The organism is Subsaximicrobium wynnwilliamsii, from assembly GCF_007997225.1.
GTDB classification, from domain to species: Bacteria; Bacteroidota; Bacteroidia; order Flavobacteriales; family Flavobacteriaceae; genus Psychroserpens; species Psychroserpens wynnwilliamsii.
In genome coordinates, this window is sequence record NZ_VORM01000008.1 from 1 (window position 1) to 13,988 (window position 13,988).

Sequence of the window (13,988 nt, forward strand, 5' to 3'; positions counted from 1 at the left end):
TAATGCTAAACGGAATTTTACAGGAACGTACCATAAAATCAAGAAAAAATATCTGCAACTTTATCTAAACGAGTTTGTTTACAAGTTAAATCGAAGATATTTTGGTGAGCGAATCTTTGATAGACTAGTAATAGCAAGCATTACAGCTAATGGACACTAAACGGATATACAAACTAAATTTCTTTGGTTCGATAAAATTTGGTTTCATAGACTGGTTTAGTAGTGATGCGTTTGTTTAGAGTCAATGTTCTGAAAGCATAGTAAATATAGTAGTTAGCGACCGTTCTTTGATTTTTTGATTTGATTTTAAAGGTAACTTTGGTCAAAACCAAAGTTATGAATAGTGGAAAGTACATTTTTGCTCAAGTTCTTTCATTGGTCAACCGCTATGAATTTCAAAAATGTGTTGACCGTTATAAAGGGGATCACGCCACGAGCAGACTTAATTGTTGGAACCAGTTCGCACAACTCTTTTTTGGTCAGATGACAGGAAGGAACGGTCTGCGTGACATTTGTCTCTGTTTAGGGGTTCACAGCAATCGCCTATATCATTTAGGCATCAAACAGAGCGTTAACCAATCGACGCTTTCCCGTGCTAACGAAAATAGGGACTGGCGTATCTTTGCGGATTTCGGCATGTACCTGATAAATCTGGTCAGCCCATTATATACCGATGGTCCAGAAGCGATAAGTGATATCGACAAGGACATTTTTGCCATAGATTCCACGACCATTTCGGTCAGTATCATTTTGATGGACTGGGCCAAGGGGAAGTACTCTCGGGGAGCGGTCAAGATGCACATGGTATTGAGTTTGCAGGGTAATATCCCAACGTTTATCCATATTACGGACGGCAAATACCATGATGTCAACGCACTCGATGAGATTATCGCTATTGCTGGAGCCATATATGTAATGGACAAGGCCTATATAGACTTCAACCGACTGTACAAGCTCCATAGGAATGATTCTTTCTTTGTGGTACGTGCCAAAACAAACCTACGCTTCAGAGCGGTGGCATCAAGAAAGATAGACAAGGCAACGGGACTCCGGTGTGCCCAGTACATAAAGTTGCTCGTTCCCAAAAGTCGAAAACAATATCCAGAAAAGATAAGGCGCATCAAGTATTACGATAAAGAGAAGGACTTGACCTTTGTGTTTCTTACAAACGAGTTTGATTTGAAGCCCATGGAAATTGCCGACATTTATCGAGAGCGGTGGCAAATAGAGGTCTTTTTTAGATGGATAAAGCAGAACCTGGAAGTGAAAAAACTTTGGGGACACTCGAAGAATGCTGTACATACACAATTATGGATAGCAATATGCACTTATTTGATTGTAGCATACCTGAAAAAACAACTACAGAGCGAATACTCAATCTATGAAATGACTCAAATATTAAGTATTTCTATGTTCGATAAAACACCTATAAATGAGCTGTTTACTGGAAAAAAAATCTATAAAAAAATACAAGAACAGCTAACTTATTTAATAACAATTAGTTATAAACGCATCAGTACTAAGACTGGTTATTTATTTAAATAATAGCAACATGCTTATAGAATACATTAGAGTCGAATATATACGGCTTATGTTTCAATATTATTTTAGGTTTATCCTTCCCAAATATACCCGATTCAAATAAGAACTCAATTTTGTTTGTAAAGTTTTGTAATATAAACCAAATATATCTTCTCGGAAGGTTAGTACTCGAAAGCCGTAAAAAAATTTGAACATTAAAGAATAATCAATCGCAGTATGTAATCTGTAATCGATATCTTCATAATGAGCCATCCATTTGGAATCTATTCAAATATAGACTTTGCTTCATGGTAAATCCTCTCAAAATTTGCCTCTAATTCTGCACTAGAAAACTCTTTATAATTCTTCGGAAGCTCCCGTTCAATTTTCTGTAATTTAAACTGTACCCTCTTGTCCTTCCCATCCGCATAAGTAATGAACTCCCCCTGCTTCAACCTGAAAAACACATCAGCCCTAATCTTTGGGATCTCCTTCTCTCCTGTTGTAATACGCGTATCAAAATCCAGATTATGACCACGGCTCACGCTTTTGGTAGGATCTTTAACAATCTCAAAAAAGCGTTCGTAATATTTTGCGGTGTCTGGGTCGTTGACCTTGCCAAAGAATTGATAAGAAAGATTGCTCAAAATAGCCTTGCTTGCCTTATCTCCATACATCATATCATTTTGGATTTTGTCCTGCATCACATATATGGTAGAAATATTATAACTCCGAAGTGTGGCAGGAATACGATGCATATTCAATAAGCGAATCGTAGGCGCTTCTTCCATCATTAGAAAAGAAGGTTTTGCTTTACGGACACTCATTTGTTTTGTAATGGTGTGGATAATGGTGGCAATTACAGGCGAATACGAAGTTTCGAATTTGGGATTGTTCACAACCGAAATTACTGTTGGATTTTCTGGACTATTTATATTGAGTGGTACTTCATCCGCAGACAATGCCATAAAGATACGTTGGGTGCTGATGCGTTTTAAGGCATTCGCCAAAGTACTTTTCACACCTGCGGTCTGTCGTTCAGAATCCTTGCCACTTATAAAAGCATCTGCCATCGCCCTCGATGTGATATTGCTTTCCAAAAACTGGATTAGGCTGTCCGTGTCCAGATATTGATAAATGGCAATTAGATGAGGCAACGTACAAAATTGAGGATAACTCGTTTTCAACTTCCAAATCAATCCACCAATCAGTCCTTCCGCAGCATCGTTGAAAAATTTGGTTGTTCCCGTTGACCCAGACTCTCTTTGCTCTAAAAGATTTTCGATTAATACCCTTGACACCTCGTTAACGCTTTCCTCGTTCTCTAAATAACGTGGGGCAATAGGATTTACCCTGTGGATGATTTTGTCAAAGGAAATGACCTTAAAGGGAATATCTCCACCTTTGAATAGCGGATATGCCATTTCGGTCAGTTCGAAATCTTTATAATCGTGAATAATGCCACAAAAGTCTTGCTCTTGAAAATGTTTCAGGAAACCGTAAACTACGCTTTCAGTTTTGCCACTTCCTGCAGAACCAATGACCGACGCACCTCGCTTGATATTGTCCAATTTAAAATTTCCCTTGGTCGTGGCAAAATTGACCTGATACTTGGCATTTGCAGTTTTGGGCTTTTCGGTTTTATGCAGAAAAACGTAAAGCCCTATATTGATAAGCATAAGAGGGCAAACGAGATAAAGTAGTATTGGTATTACCTCGGATTCGTTTGAGAGGTAAAACAATAATAAACCAAGTATCAGTATATTAAATATAAACGCATATCGTGATACCCGAAACGTTCCATAAAAAAGAGTGCTGGTAAAGCCAACCACAAAAAATATGTTTAAAAAATTGTCCATAGCTTGTTTTTATATTCCAATGGAACTTGAATTAATGGCCACCTCGACGCCTCGACGTAACCGGTTAAAAACTTTCATTGCCAATTGAGCCTGTGTGACAGGTATGCTTGGCATCATCGGAATGCCAGTCTTGCCCATTATTTTGAAGGCCAATGCCTTTTCATTGGTCGGCAACTTCATCAGAGCGGCAAAATAGATTTTCGGGTTCTTGATGAAATCCTTTCTGGCCTTGTAAGTCTCCGCAAAGTTCCGTTGGTAGCCGAATGTCTTATCAAATGTTTTCTCTGCACTTGTAAAAAATTTATCCCTATCAAAACCTCGTTTTACATTTTTACCGTGCATTTCAACCTCGGAAGCTTTGTGTTTGCTCCCTGGCGAAAGACTAAATGTATTGGAAGCATCCTTTCGGCTTACGATAATATGGATATGGCTTTGGTTTCCCGCTTTTGGCATTCCCTGAACAATTCGTTTACCATCTTGTTGATGTGGTGCTTGCTTCTCTAATTTGGAAACCTCCTTTTGCATTTTATTGATATTACCTTCCGCTCGTCCATCTTGTACATTTCGTATTTCAGTTTTTAACTGAAGTATTTTTGTGGCGTACGATTGGTTTTCTTTGATCTGTATATCTGTTCCCTTGAAGCTGCGCTGGTGTTCAATTTTTGCATAGTATTTTATATCATCGATGGAAATCGGAAGTCCATTGATTTCACGGTTGAAGGATTCCACATAATCCTTCATCAACTCACGCGTGTACTTTTTTAAATCTTCGCTGCTGTTCTGCAATCTGTTCAATTCGTATTTGGATGGACTAACCGTAATCGAATAAAATTTGGGCTCTGACTTTTTTAGTTTCGCAGCATTTCCATCAATATCTTTAATGACTTCCTCTGCTGAAATTTCATCGCCATATTGATTGAAAAAGTGTTCCATATCGCCTTCTTCCAATCCTTGATTTTCCTTTTCCAAATAGCCAACAAAATCTGCCGAACCTTGACTGTAATTACCTCCCAATTTCTGAGGTGTGATCGTGATATACATAGCTCAAAAATTTAGAGTTCGTTGTTGTGGTTCTCCTTTTCTCTGAATCGCACTTCCTTCTTTTCATCCACATATTTCTTTTCCAAGATCAAAGGTTTTTTTGTCGGTGCTTCGGTCTGAAAAAGTGATTCTATCATTGCAACTGTCGGTTTGGTTTGAGTCTTTTCCATATCGCGCATTATGGCAATTACCGCATTGATACGTTTCTTGATCGATGCTTCGATCGTCCTTCCGGTCGGTCCCAATTTTTCCTTTGGCGAGATTTCGTTGTAGAAGAAAAAATCGAGCATCGTGGACATTGCCACGGTATGTGATTTGAAGTGTGTTCTTGAAAATTGCTGGAAACGTTTTGCTGTTTCCTTTTTGAATCTAATTCCTATAAATGAGTCCATAATTCGCCGATTTGTCGCAAATCCTTCCCTAAAATTGGGCGTTCCAAGGCTGTTTGTCGCAAATTGCTGAAGGTCAAGAAATTATATGTTTTTCAAGTAGCTGAATATCAGCATTTTGAAAACGAAAAGGAGTGCTTAACATCGCGCAGCGTGTTACCCTCTTGCTACTCCTTTTCGTTCGCCACAGGCGAACAAAAATTTCGTACAATCTGGCTAAAAAGCCAATTGCATTTTAGGGAAATGAATTTCCAGTATGTTATTTTTCGATGGGTATGGCTATCGGCGAAAGTGAAAATTGGATAACCCTACGTAAAATTGAATGCTGAATTTCAGCAAGCTAAAGATACATTAAATTAGTATAGGGTTGCAAATTAGTCACGAAAAAGACCCTTGAAAATTCAAGAGCCTTAATTTCAAAATTGGAGCTATTCAAATAAGAAACTTGAACGAATAACTATAAAGGTTTCGCTGTGCTTCTTCCTCAATCAAAACATCGAAATTGGCAAAATTCTTATCGACATATTTTCGCATGTCATCGCCAAATTTACGTTCCACATCTTTTTTTGATATGGCCAAGAGTCGCTCTTGGGCCTCTTCACTCAAGTCTGAAAAATTGAGATAATACATGGTGTTAAAACCTTGAAATAATTAATATTCGCTAGGTAACATGAGCATGTTGTTCACAAAAAACAAACGTAGTTCATCCAATGGAAAATCCGAAACACTATATCCATGACATTCCAGGACATTCTCATTGCCATCTGTATAAATCAACTGCGCTTCATGTCCTGTATAGTCCTGCTTTTTTCGTGACAATCTCTTGAAATCTATGGTCACAAACTCAGTTTTCGTCATTAAGGTTTTAGCCATCAATGAGGCATCGGAAACCAACCAATAACAATTTGCGTTTTCAGCAAGATATTTTATACCACATGTATATCTCGTTTTGATAAGCGGAATCTCATAGTACGTATCAGAACCATAAAATTGCTTCAATCCTTCCAGAATTATATTGGCTTGTGTTTTCATTTTTAAGTTGTTTTAATTAATGATAAAAAAGAGGGCGTGATTTTAATCTTTGACGCCCCCTTTCATTTTATTTACCCGTTGGAGCTGTCATCGCCCTTAATTCCCAAAAGCAGGATTTCATCTATTACCACTTCGGTAATAAATCTTTTCTCCCCTTCCTTTGTCTCATAGGAACGCGATGTCAATTTGCCCTCTAGAGCAACTTCCTTTCCCTTGCCTACATACTTTTCGACGATTTCGGCAATCTTACCCCAAGCGACGATATTGTGCCATTGGGTGTTCTGTTCTTTCTCTCCATTGGGGTTTTTGTGAAACTCATTGGTGGCGATTGAGAATCTGGCGACTTTCTTTCCGCTTTCTAGGTTCGTGATTTCTGGCTCGTTTCCCACGTTGCCGATTAACTGTACTTTGTTTCTTAGCGTACTCATGATTTAAAAATTTAAGGATTAATATTTACCGTTCTGAACCATTCAGAAAGGCTTTGAGATTGATTTACTTATTATATCCAGAGCGTTTTCCTTTTTTTGTTTTCTTGATTTTTGTTCCGCTTCCTTTTTGTTGATTTTGTAAGATTTCATGATTTGTATTTTAGATTTACTTCCCATAGAGCCGTCACTGTTACCTTCTTTTTGTTGCCTAGTCCAGTTCAATATTCAGGTTTGTGAAGACATATAAAAAGTGCGAGGAACGAGCCTGGTTATGCTGTCGTTCAAATCTGAATGTTGTTATTTTGCTGGCAAAAAGAAGTGTGCGGGTGATGGTTCGGGATGTGGATCTAAACTGCTTGTGAAATACAAAAACATAGGAAGCGGAATAAAATGCCAATACATTTTTTTCATTTTTTTAGGCGGACGCTATTCTCGATTTTGGCATGGGAATGCAGTGTCCCGATCCCGCAAAGCGGAACGGGAAAACGAAATGTACAGCCAGAAATCGGGGATTGTGTCCAAGACCTTTGTAGGGAAGCGCTTTGCCCGAAATGCAGCTTTTCGCGGAATGAAGTGGGAATGGGCTTACCGGGCTATGAACATGGATTATTCTTGTTACTCGAAGTTAAAGCGGACTTGACTTCAAAGCTGTAGATTGGAATGTAGTTTGGTCGATTTCCGATTCTTTTCGGAAAGCGGGCAAGTGGAATGGAAATCGGAAGCTTTGGAGTTAGGTTCAAGATTTTTGTAGGGATGCGCTTTTCCCGGAATGGAGCTCTTCCTGCCCTTCCGGCAGGCGGGCGCGGAATGGAGCGGTAATGGGCTTACCGGGCTATGAAAATGGATTATTCTTGTTAATCGAAGTTAAAGCGGACTTGACTTCATAGCTGTAGATTGGAATGGAGCTTGACCGCTTCCCCACCCTTCTCTGGAATGTGCGGGCAAGTGGAATGGAGATCGGAAGCTTTGGAGTTAGGTTCAAGATTTTTGTAGGGATGCGCTTTTCCCGGAATGGAGCTCTTCCTGCCCTTCCGGCAGGCGGGCGCGGAATGAAGTGGGAATGGGCTTACCGGGCTATGAACATGGATTATTCTTGTTACTCGAAGTTAAAGCGGACTTGACTTCAAAGCTGTAGATTGGAATGGAGCTTGGTCGTTTTCCGATTCTTTTCGGAAAACGACCATGTGGAATGGAAATCGAAAGCTTTGGAGTTAGGTTCAAGATTTTTGTAGGGAAGCGCTTTTCCCGAAATGCAGCTTTTCCTGCCCTTCCGGCAGGCGGGCGCGGAATGCAGTGGGAATGGGCTTACCGGGCTATGAAAATGGATTATTCTTGTTACTCGAAGTTGAAGCGGACTTGACTTCAAAGCTGTAGATTGGAGTGTAGTTTGGTCGATTTCCGATTCTTTTCGGAAAGCGGGCAAGTGGAATGGAAATCGAAAGCTTTGGAGTTAGGTCCAAGATTTTTGTAGGGATGCGCTTTTCCCGGAATGGAGCTCTTCCTGCCCTTCCGGCAGGCGGGCGCGGAATGCAGTGGGAATGGGCTTACCGGGCTTTTAAAACGGATTATTATTTTTAAGCAAGGGTTGAAGCGGGCTTGACTTTAAAGCTGTAGATTGGAATGGAGCTTGGTCGATTTCCGATTCTTTTCGGAAAGCGGGCAAGTGGAATGAAATCGGAAGCTTTGGAGTTAGGTTCAAGATTTTTGTAGGGAAGCGCTTTTCCCGAAATGTAGCTTTTTCTGCCCGTCCGGCAGGCGGGCGCGGAATGAAGTGGGAATGGGCTTAGTGGCTTATGGAAACTAATTGTTAAAAGTAGAATCTGAAGCGGAATCTTTTAAGCAAGGTTCAGTATTTCTAGAGTGAAGCACTCCGTTTAAAGCGAGTATAGGTGCGAAGTGGAAATTATATTATAATTTGTTGTTATTTAAATAAATCTTTAAAGCTTCTTTATAATTCCTACCAATTGGAATTTCTATATTGTTGACCAGTATGCACTTACCATTATACTGACTTATTTTAGATAAAGGAACAATGTACGATTTATGAATTCTCATAAATTTATAAGGACTTAATATAGCTTCAATCGATTTCAATGTTTTTAGCGCTAAGCAATAATTGTTTCCTGTAAAAATTTTAGCATAATCTTTCAAACCCTCAATATAATCGATATCCTTTACTAAAATTTTAATAAATTCATCTCCTTCCTTTACAAAAAATGAGGGTTCAAGTGTCTTTTGATTCTCACTATTTTCTAAAATTTCAAAACGGGTTATGGCTTTACAAAAACGTTCAAATGAAATTGGTTTCAATAAATAATCAACCACTTCCAGATCAAAACTTTCAACAGCATATTCGCTATAGGACGTAGTAATTATAAACTTCGTATTACCCTTAGAAAGTTTTACAAGTTCAATTCCAGAAATTTCGGGCATTGCAATATCTGTAAAAACAATATCTATTTTATGACCTTCTTTTAAAAAATTAAAAGCCTCAACCGAATCTGTAAATGTTTTAATCACTTCTATATTAGAGAATCGTTTTAAATGATGCGTTATAACATCGATAGCCAAAGGTTCATCATCAATTATTATGGTTTTATGAAAATTCATTTAGTGTAGTCTTATTTTAAGATGTGCCGTGTAGGTTTCTTCTGTATTAGTGAACTTCAAGCTTGAATTTTTTGGATACAATAGCTGTAAGCGTTGTTTTAAGTTTTCGAGTCCTTTTCCTTTACGGTTACTTTCTTGAAAATGCTGTTTCTTAAAAAGACTATTCTCTACGGTGAACAGTAGTTCTTTATTCTCTATATTCACATTGATTGTCACAAATGCATCTTTTGAGTTGGTGTAAAATCCGTGCTTAAAAGCATTTTCTACAAGTGTTATCAAAAGAAAAGGGGCTATCAATTCTTCATCATTTATATTTCCGACATTAGTAAGTTGAATAGATGAATCCTTGCCAAATCGCATTTTCTCAATATCGATATATTTTTTGATAAAATCTATTTCTTTAACCAAAGGTACTTTTTTAATATGCGTTTCATCGGTTAGATAGCGCATCATACTTGACAGTTTCAAGATATAATCTGATGTCTCTGGATGATTCTTTAAAGACAAGCTGTACAAAGAGTTAAACGCATTAAATAAGAAATGAGGATGTAATTGATTCCGAAGTAATTGTTCTTTTGCTCGGTATAATTCTTTTTCTAACTTTTTATAGCGATTCAAATACTCTAAGCGATTTATAAAATAAATACCCAAATAAAACAAAAGGGATTGTCCTAAAAAACTGGTAAAGTATTCAAAGGATTGCTCAAACTCGATCCTATCGTGTATTCGGAAATCTTTAAGCCATGCTAATCCTATTAGTAAAAATATAAAGAGACTTACTAACCCAATTTTTTTCCAAAGGTCTTTTAATTTTAACACATAATAATATAATCCATAAGCGATTAAAGCGAATACAAAATTCTCTACAGCATCACTTGTCAAAAAGAAAAGCCAATCTTCTGGGATTGAGAAAAAGGTTTCTCTCACTAATTCGAAAGTGATAATGGCTATAAACATCACATTGAAAGTGATTTTAATAGACCGTATGCTTTTGTTAGATAATTTCAATATGATAGGTTTTGATCAGTATTTTGTAAATATAGAAAAATGGAATGCTGTTAAGTCGATTAGAAAGCTAGGTTTGTCGATTCGTTTGTAATGTTTGTCCATCTCATTTTAATGAAAGCTCTAATTGAAATACGTTTGATAAGAATTCACTTTAAATATTAAAAAAATGAGAACGTGTTTTATTCTGACTATTTTATGTTGTACTTCCATAATTGTCTCTGGTCAAAAATTGGAACTGAAAAAAGCATCTCCTTTTACCGCTGTAAAATGGGAAGGAGAGCAACCTATTGTAAAATTTGAAAACGAATGGTACCATTTTGAGAAATTAGATCACTTCAGCAAAAAAGAGATTTTAGATTTCTGCAAAATAGAGTATGGAGATAACTGGCAAAAACGTTTTTCTGAAGATCTTGTGAGCGTATTGAAAGGCTTAGGGTATCAACCCAATCTAAAAGTAAGTTTACAACTTTCTAAAAATGACATTTCACAAACAAGAACAGGAACATTTACTTTTGAGAATAGACAGCTTTCACTTCATTACAACAAAGCTGTAAAAGCATCTAAATTTCCTCAAAAACTATCGATAGCAGAAGCTTTAGCTGATTTAAGACAATTTGAAGAAATCTTGAAAACTAGATCTTCTTACGCTCAACTTTCCACCTTTGATTATAAAACAGCTATAAGAGAATTAGGGACCTCAATTGTAATTAAAAAAAACGAAGTAGATATTAATGAATTTACGAACGATTTAGGCAAAATTATGGCTCAAATAGGAGACAGGCATTCATCTATAAAAAATGAATCATTCAATAGTATTGGACATAACACTTATAATTTAAGGCTTCCATTTGGTATTGCACCAATAGATGGAAAAATTGTGGCGACAAAAGAAAATTCAAAAATTAGGAATTACACCTACTTTTATGATTCTCATCCTAATATTAAGAGTATAAATGCAATAGATATAGAAACGTTACTAAACTCTTATAATTACCGGGATAAAAAAGCGCCAAGAGAAGCTAAACTATCAAGAGGAAGTCGTGCTATTCAGAAATATGGAGCATTATTATATAAAAATAATATACAATGTCCAGATAGTGTGATAGTTATTTTTACTAACGAAGCTACTGAAAAGACAAAAACATTTCAATTAACTACAGATAAAAAGGGATATTATTCGCAGTTGATTCAAGAACACAGTAATTTCAGGGAGAAGGTGGGAAATGGAAATTTCAATAGTTTGAGCAATATACTAGACTCCAATATTGGGTATATCAATATTCCTGAGATGTACCATTACGAAGATTTAGAAGGCCTGGAGGATTACATAGAAAATACGTTGAGAAGTTTCTTAGACACCAAAGCATTAATCATTGATATTAGAAATAATCCTGGCGGTAGTAGAGATATATTGAAAACATTTGCACGATACATTGTTCAACCTGAGCAGTCTCCTTGGATAGCTAATGTCGCTTATTTGAGGGCAGATTCAACAATATTTGGGGATGATGAATCAATGAGTGGCCGCTATCTATATAGTTATAATTCTGAGGAACTATCAGACAACGACAGAAATGCAATAGATCAGTTTGATACTGATTTCGAACTTCAAAAAGCATTTGATGATTCAAAATTTAGCAATCCTTTTTATATGGTTCTACATAATGGAAAGCAACAATACCGGCATCCAGTATACATTTTAGTAAATGAAAATAGCTTTAGCGCAGCAACTGTCTTTACCAGCGCATTTAAAAGTTTACCAAACGTAAGAATAGTAGGAGAAACAACGGATGGCTCAAGTGGTAATTCAATAAAAATAAATCTGAAAAACTCAAATATTAGAGTTAAAATTTCTACGATGCTGTCATTTCAAAGAAATGGAAAAACATTAGATGGAAATGGCACGGTTCCAGATATTAATATTCCAGCAGATAAAATACAAGTTTTAGATGGTTATGACAATCAGTTAAGTAAATTAATTGAAAATATTAATTAATGCTAATTTGCAAAATTGCAATAAGAGGTTTACGAAATGAAGTGGGAATGGGCATACCGGGCTATGAAAATGGATTATTCTCGATACTCAAATGTAAAGCGGACTTGACTTCAAAGCTGTAGATTGGAATGGAGCTTGACCGCTTCCCCACCCTTCTCTGGAATGTGCGGGCAAATGGAATGGAAATCGGAAGCTTTGGAGTTAGGCCCAAGACCTTCGCAGGGAAGCGCTTTTCCTGAAATGCAGCTTTTTGCGGAATGGAGTGGGAATGGGCTGAGTGGCTTATGGAAACCTGTGTTGCAATTTTAGCAGTACTAAAGAATAGTTGAATTCAAAGCCGCAGATTGGAACGCCCTTGCAGCGTTTATCAAAGTGGATTTTGGTCGTTTCCGAATCCTTCTCGGAAAGCGGACAAGCTAATATATCTCAACTTGATATAAAAAACACAACCTAGAGCTGTGGTGTGATTTATTCCTATTTCAAAATTTTACCCTAAAAACCCAGTACTATCAATCTCCAAAATAGTATGATCCTCTTGATAATTCCTGGCGCTTGAGTATTTCCAATCTATAGGGTTTGTCACAAATCCTGCTTCTACTGGATTGTTATGGATATAATCTATTTTCTGTTTTATAACTTTATCACTCCATAACTCTATGGGTTTGTTATGATGTTGCCAGAATTGGTATTTACTTGTTGCGGCATTCTTTTTACCCGCTCGCTCAAACATCCATAACAACCATTCTTTTCTGCTTTCTTGTGGGTTGTTCTCAATCGCTTCTAAAACCCTCTTTGAAGTATGTCGCTTAAAATCCCGGAGCAACCCAGATGGCTGCTCATTAGTAGAACGAAATATAAAATGCACATGACTTGGCATAAAACAATAACAATAAAGCTCCATCCCTTTCTTTTCTCTGCAATACTTTACGCTTTCTCCTAAAACATCAAAGTAGGGATGCCGTGTAAAAACATCTATCCAATTTACCGTTGCAAAGGACACAAAATACAAACCTGATTTGTTATGAAATTTATAGTTTCTGCTCATAAGCCCAAACTACAAAAACTACTTCAATTTACTTTAAAGCAACTTGGTAAATTAATACTACTCAATGCCCATTCTTGGAGGTCACTAGTACAAACTCTTGAAAACATTAGGAAACCTAAAATTCAAAGCTCCAAAACTAGAACTTGAAGCGGTGTTTTAAGCTGTGTTTTTACTAACTCTTACCGCCACTAGTTGCAAACTAGCGGGAGTGGGGAGAATGATGATGAGGAACTCTTTAAAAATCCAGAGATGCTAAAACGCTTTCAGGATATTTCAGAGTTTGACGATGAGGATAGAAAGCATATGCTCTACACTCTTGATGCGCTCATTAAATCCGTGAAGCTTAAATCGAATGCATAAAAAAAACCACAACTCTTACATTGTGGCTCTGTGTTTTTATTCTCTTTACCGCCACTAGTTAAAAACTAGCGGTAGCCATGCTAGGGAACAGCGGTGATTTAAGCTATGTCTGTGCTTACTCTTACCGCCACTAGTTGCAAACTAGCGGTAGCGGGGAAGTATTGTAGTAGAACTCAGAAAAAAACAAGGCATATCACAAACAGACCTTGCTTCTCAACTTGGCATTCATAAAAATGTATTCGGTAGATATGAGCGTAATGAGGTTTTACCATCTATTGAGATAGCTCGTAAAATTGCTGATATACTTGATGTAAGTTTAGATTATCTTACTGGTAAAGCTGATGTACAGATGGATAAAAATACTCGTGAACGTATCTTAGAAGTCTCTAAATTTGAGGAAGAAGATAAGCAACATATCTTTTCTGTTATCGATGCTTTTATTGCTAAACGTAAAATTCAGTCTATACTTTAAACTAAAAAACCACCTCGTTAAAGGTGGTTTTTGAAAGTCAAAAAAATAAATATCTTATTAAGACAACTATCAATGCTAAAACTACAAGTGATAGCATAGCGTTAATATATGGGTCGTCATCCAATATTGATTTGAAAGTTCTTTTCTTTCTTAAGAACACCCATCTTATTAGAGCACCTGGATACCTAAATATAAGCACAACAATTGTTTCTAAAATTATTTCAACC

Annotated in this window: 14 protein-coding genes; 5 read left to right on the forward strand and 9 right to left on the reverse strand. The window is 36.9% G+C overall.

What is annotated here, in order from left to right; all coding sequences use genetic code 11:
* Nucleotides 1–160 (forward strand): transposase (locus ESY88_RS08840; RefSeq protein ID WP_147089840.1); only part of this gene is annotated, 160 nt, incomplete at its 5' end.
* A gap of 176 nt (nt 161–336) precedes the next feature.
* Complete coding sequence (locus ESY88_RS08845) at nt 337–1,545, forward strand: IS4 family transposase (protein WP_223270778.1); 1,209 nt, start codon at nt 337–339, stop codon at nt 1,543–1,545.
* A gap of 260 nt (nt 1,546–1,805) precedes the next feature.
* Here ESY88_RS08845 and ESY88_RS08850 read toward each other — a convergent pair whose 3' ends face one another.
* The 8 genes from ESY88_RS08850 to ESY88_RS08890 form a co-directional block, all read right to left on the reverse strand.
* Nucleotides 1,806–3,380: a type IV secretory system conjugative DNA transfer family protein gene (locus ESY88_RS08850; protein ID WP_147086377.1), complete on the reverse strand. Its 1,575-nt coding sequence runs from the start codon at nt 3,378–3,380 to the stop codon at nt 1,806–1,808.
* A gap of 9 nt (nt 3,381–3,389) precedes the next feature.
* Nucleotides 3,390–4,421, reverse strand: coding sequence for a MobB family relaxase (gene mobB, locus ESY88_RS08855; protein ID WP_147086376.1), 1,032 nt, complete (start codon nt 4,419–4,421; stop codon nt 3,390–3,392).
* 11 nt (nt 4,422–4,432) lie between these two features.
* Nucleotides 4,433–4,813, reverse strand: coding sequence for a BfmA/BtgA family mobilization protein (locus ESY88_RS08860; RefSeq protein WP_147086375.1), 381 nt, complete (start codon nt 4,811–4,813; stop codon nt 4,433–4,435).
* A 429-nt stretch (nt 4,814–5,242) separates the two neighbouring features.
* Nucleotides 5,243–5,440, reverse strand: coding sequence for a hypothetical protein (locus ESY88_RS08865; RefSeq protein ID WP_147086374.1), 198 nt, complete (start codon nt 5,438–5,440; stop codon nt 5,243–5,245).
* A gap of 21 nt (nt 5,441–5,461) precedes the next feature.
* Nucleotides 5,462–5,842, reverse strand: a complete 381-nt coding sequence (locus tag ESY88_RS08870; protein WP_147086373.1) for a DUF6876 family protein — start codon at nt 5,840–5,842, stop codon at nt 5,462–5,464.
* 71 nt (nt 5,843–5,913) lie between these two features.
* Nucleotides 5,914–6,270, reverse strand: coding sequence for a single-stranded DNA-binding protein (locus ESY88_RS08875; protein WP_147086372.1), 357 nt, complete (start codon nt 6,268–6,270; stop codon nt 5,914–5,916).
* Nucleotides 6,271–8,178: 1,908 nt separating this feature from the next.
* Nucleotides 8,179–8,880: a LytR/AlgR family response regulator transcription factor gene (locus ESY88_RS08885; RefSeq protein ID WP_147086370.1), complete on the reverse strand. Its 702-nt coding sequence runs from the start codon at nt 8,878–8,880 to the stop codon at nt 8,179–8,181.
* A complete protein-coding gene (locus ESY88_RS08890) occupies nt 8,881–9,888 on the reverse strand; it encodes a sensor histidine kinase (RefSeq protein WP_147086369.1) in 1,008 nt (335 codons plus the stop codon).
* A 229-nt stretch (nt 9,889–10,117) separates the two neighbouring features.
* Between ESY88_RS08890 and ESY88_RS08895 the strand changes: the two genes are divergently transcribed.
* On the forward strand, nt 10,118–11,884 hold the full coding sequence (locus ESY88_RS08895; protein WP_189702563.1) for a S41 family peptidase: 1,767 nt from the start codon (nt 10,118–10,120) through the stop codon (nt 11,882–11,884).
* A 487-nt stretch (nt 11,885–12,371) separates the two neighbouring features.
* Here ESY88_RS08895 and ESY88_RS08900 read toward each other — a convergent pair whose 3' ends face one another.
* Nucleotides 12,372–12,929 carry an REP-associated tyrosine transposase gene (locus tag ESY88_RS08900; RefSeq protein ID WP_147086367.1) on the reverse strand — a complete coding sequence of 186 codons (558 nt, stop codon included), beginning with the start codon at nt 12,927–12,929 and terminating at the stop codon, nt 12,372–12,374.
* 192 nt (nt 12,930–13,121) lie between these two features.
* On the opposite strand from ESY88_RS08900, the gene ESY88_RS20970 reads away from it, so the two are divergent.
* Entirely contained in the window at nt 13,122–13,289 is a 168-nt protein-coding gene (locus ESY88_RS20970) for a hypothetical protein (RefSeq protein ID WP_189702564.1), read from the forward strand.
* 160 nt (nt 13,290–13,449) lie between these two features.
* On the forward strand, nt 13,450–13,761 hold the full coding sequence (locus ESY88_RS21815) for a helix-turn-helix domain-containing protein (protein WP_147086366.1): 312 nt from the start codon (nt 13,450–13,452) through the stop codon (nt 13,759–13,761).
* Nucleotides 13,762–13,988 lie beyond the last annotated feature (227 nt).